We start from the raw sequence: 3,431 nt of genomic DNA, 5'->3' as shown, positions 1-3,431 counted from the left end.
CAGAAACAGAAGCAGCTAATCAATGGGTAGTTGTTCAACCTCGTCGCGATCGCGACACGGAACAGATGTTCTACCATAAGGAAGTTGACAAATCGACCGTATCAGATTTAGAAAATAAAGGTATATCTGGTGTGGGTAGTGTTGCTACTGCTAGTCTTGCTTCTGCAAGCAAAGGAACTTCTAATTTACTAGGAGCTAGTTCTGATAATTTGCTTCAAGAATCAGAAAAATCATCATCTACTATAGGTGCGCAAAAACAGTTAACTAATCCGAGTTCTGGTCGCTATTCAGGAAGAATGAGGGAAAGGAGTAGGAGTAGTTTACCTCAGTTTAATGAAAGTACGTCACTAGGAAGTGAAGAATTACCCCAATCTATACCAGAGCATAGTCCACGCAGAATCTCTGCTAGAAGAGAACCTGTCAAAGTTGGTCGTCTAATATTAATTGGAGTTTTGGGATTATTGGCAATAGGACTGATTGGGTTGATGACAATTAAAACAATTGGTTGGTTAGTAAATGCTTTAGGATTAGGTGGACCGATTCTGCAAAGAGAACAACCTATAGTACAACTGGACAGACCTCCAATAGAAATTCCACAACCTAATCGGGTTAGCCTCGCAGCATCAGGACCGATAACGAAAGAAGTAGCACAACTAGCGATTCAAAGTTGGTTAGATATTAAGGCTTCTGCTCTTGGTCCTAATCATCAAATTGAAAAATTACCAAATATTCTAGTAGAGCCGGCACTTTCTCGTTGGTTACCTACGGCTAATGCGCTGAAGCGAGAGAAATCTTATCGGAATTATAAGCATGATTTAGAGATAAAAAGTGTAAAGATGAGTAATACAAATGCCAATGAAGCTCAAGTAGATGCTCAAGTTAGAGAAAGGGTTGAGTTTTATGAAAATGGTAGATTGACTAATTCTGACAACGAAAACTTACTTGTTCGTTATAATTTAGTTCGTCAGAATGAAAAATGGCAAATTAGTAATTGGAAGGTACTGAGATAATTTTAAGTGCAGAAATAATTATGGGAATGAACCCAAGCTCAAACAGGAAGAATTATTAGTATTGCTACTGTATTTATTCAACTGAATTCTTGGAAAAAAATCGAAATATAAATCAGAATTAAAAAAACTTAGACACTCAACTCAAAAAAATTTGTTAATCAAATTAATCTTCAAGAAGTAAATAAAAAAATACGGCTCTGGTGTCAGGATTAAACAAGAATTGGTCTCAAAATAATAAAATAATAACAGGTAAAATTCTTACAGCTTTCAAGATTAAACTAAAAGGGAAATCGAGGGTAGTTATATAAATATTGATGGTATAGATGGTTTGATAATTTAGTTGTTCGCTATATTGCCACAGTCTTTCTATTGGATTAATTTCTGGATTATGTGAGAGTTGCAATAGAAAATTACTTTAGGTAAAGTCTATTTAATTAGTTATAAAAAACCTTGTCCCTCCTATACTGGGTAAGTCTTCCGACTGTCCTGATTTGGCTGTTATCTAATTCCCTAAGATTTTTCAGTATTCAACCCGACAGAGATGACTAGGTAAGTAGTAGGCACAATTATTAATATATAGCAGTTCTCATATTAATAAGATACAGTATTTTTTTTCTCTTCACTATTGTCTATTCCCTGTTCCCTAAAATCCAAAACTTCTGTATCTCACCAATTTGATAAACGCTATATCTACTACTCAGGTATATTTTCTGTTCCCTGTTCCCTTTTTCCACCAAAGCGTTCTCTATTCCCTACACCTCCACTCAATATTAAATTAATTTTGCTTATGCTTTTGAGTTTTTTAGCTGTACTATTAGTAATTTTTAATAAAACTATCACATAATTTTATTAATTAATTTTGTTAAATTTATGATAAATTAAGTAAAGTTAAGAAACCATAACATTATTAATCTAGAATTGCCTATAAACCCGCATATATACTCATAATTTCTTAGTAACAACCCTTGACCAAATATGAGCTTTTCTGCAAGATATAGACTTATAAGGCGATCCCGCCGATCCCAAAAAAATGCTGTTCTTATCGTTTCTATAGATATAGAAACTGCTAAGTGTTTCTAAGCATTTACCAAACTCACTAATTGTTTGAATTGGAAAAGTAGTTCTCAAAAGAAACAAGGAATTATCTGTGATTACTTGCTAGGTTTTGGGAAACGGAATAGAAAACAGCAAAAAAATAGAAGGATATAAATAATGGTTCAAGAACGTCCACCCCTAGAAGAAATGACTTTACGCCAACTACGCAAAGTCGCCAGTGAACTAGGTATCTCTCGTTACAGCAGAATGCGTAAAGCACAACTTCTGGCAGCAGTTATGGAAGCTCAAGGTATCAATCATCTCTCATCTGCTCCAGTTTCAACATTAGAAGTACAAGAAGAAGTGGAAGCAAAAAAGTTTGAATTAGGCCAAGAAAACAACATTGATGATTTTCTTTCATCAATTGATGAAGGTTTAACCGATTTACCCAGTGGGTATGGTAAAAGCCGAATAGTATTAATGCCACGCGATCCAGAGTGGGCATACGCCTACTGGGATATTCCGAATGAACTGAAACAAGAGCTACGTCGTCAAGGAGGACAGCAGTTAGCTCTACGTACATATGATGTGACAGACATTAACTTGGACTACCAAAGTCCTCATAGCATTCAAGAATATCCTTGTGATGAATTAGCTCGTGAATGGTACATACCTATTCCGGTAAGCGATCGTAACTATACTGTGGAAATAGGGTATCGGTGTGCTGATGGTCGGTGGTTAGTTTTGGCTCGTTCTGAGCGAGTACATATTCCTCCGGTCTATCCTTCAGATTGGATTGATGACCAATTTATCACAGTTAGTTGGGATGAAGATTTGCGTGGCAAAACCTTTATGGAATTGGTTCCTGCTAGTCGCCAAATTACTTTTTACGATAATCCCGATAATATTTATGAGGAAATGTTTGGCATAGCTGAAGCTGAGGAACAACGGGTTGCTGGTTCTATGTTTGGCTCTGTTCAAATGGTTCCAGGTTCAGGTCAGATGATAGAGGAAGGAGTAAGCTCTTATGCTATGGCATCAGGTGTAGGGATGTGGGCATCTGGTAGTAATGTTTCTGGTGCAACTCAAACTATGTCAGGTGTAGGTTTAACTGCTTCTGGAGTAGGCATGGGAATGTCAGGTGTAGGTTTAACTGCTTCTGGGGTTGGTCAAACTATGTCAGGTGTAGGTTTAACTGCTTCTGGAGTAGGCATGGGAATGTCGGGAGTAGGTTTAACTGCTTCTGGAGTAGGCATGGGAATGTCGGGAGTAGGTTTAACTGCTTCTGGAGTAGGCATGGGAATGTCGGGAGTAGGTTTAACTGCTTCTGGGGTTGGTCAAACTATGTCAGGTGTAGGTTTAACTGCTTCTGGAGTAGGCATGGGA

Annotated in this window: 3 protein-coding genes; 2 read left to right on the top strand and 1 reads right to left on the bottom strand. The window is 37.3% G+C overall.

What is annotated here, in order from left to right:
* The coding region (locus tag F6K22_RS36385) for an ARC6/PARC6 family protein (protein WP_293109532.1) at positions 1 to 1,010 on the top strand (1,010 nt) is incomplete at its 5' end.
* 226 nt (positions 1,011 to 1,236) lie between these two features.
* Here the strand turns inward: F6K22_RS36385 and F6K22_RS36380 are convergent.
* Positions 1,237 to 1,413 carry a hypothetical protein gene (locus F6K22_RS36380; protein WP_293109530.1) on the bottom strand — a complete coding sequence of 59 codons (177 nt, stop codon included), beginning with the start codon at positions 1,411 to 1,413 and terminating at the stop codon, positions 1,237 to 1,239.
* An 809-nt stretch (positions 1,414 to 2,222) separates the two neighbouring features.
* Between F6K22_RS36380 and F6K22_RS36375 the strand changes: the two genes are divergently transcribed.
* Positions 2,223 to 3,431 (top strand): DUF4912 domain-containing protein (locus F6K22_RS36375; protein ID WP_293109529.1); only part of this gene is annotated, 1,209 nt, incomplete at its 3' end.

This window comes from Okeania sp. SIO2F4, assembly GCF_010672385.1.
In the GTDB taxonomy this organism is placed as follows: Bacteria; Cyanobacteriota; Cyanobacteriia; order Cyanobacteriales; family Microcoleaceae; genus Trichodesmium.
Note: the sequence above shows the minus strand (reverse complement) of the source record. Positions and strands in the feature narration are given on the sequence as shown.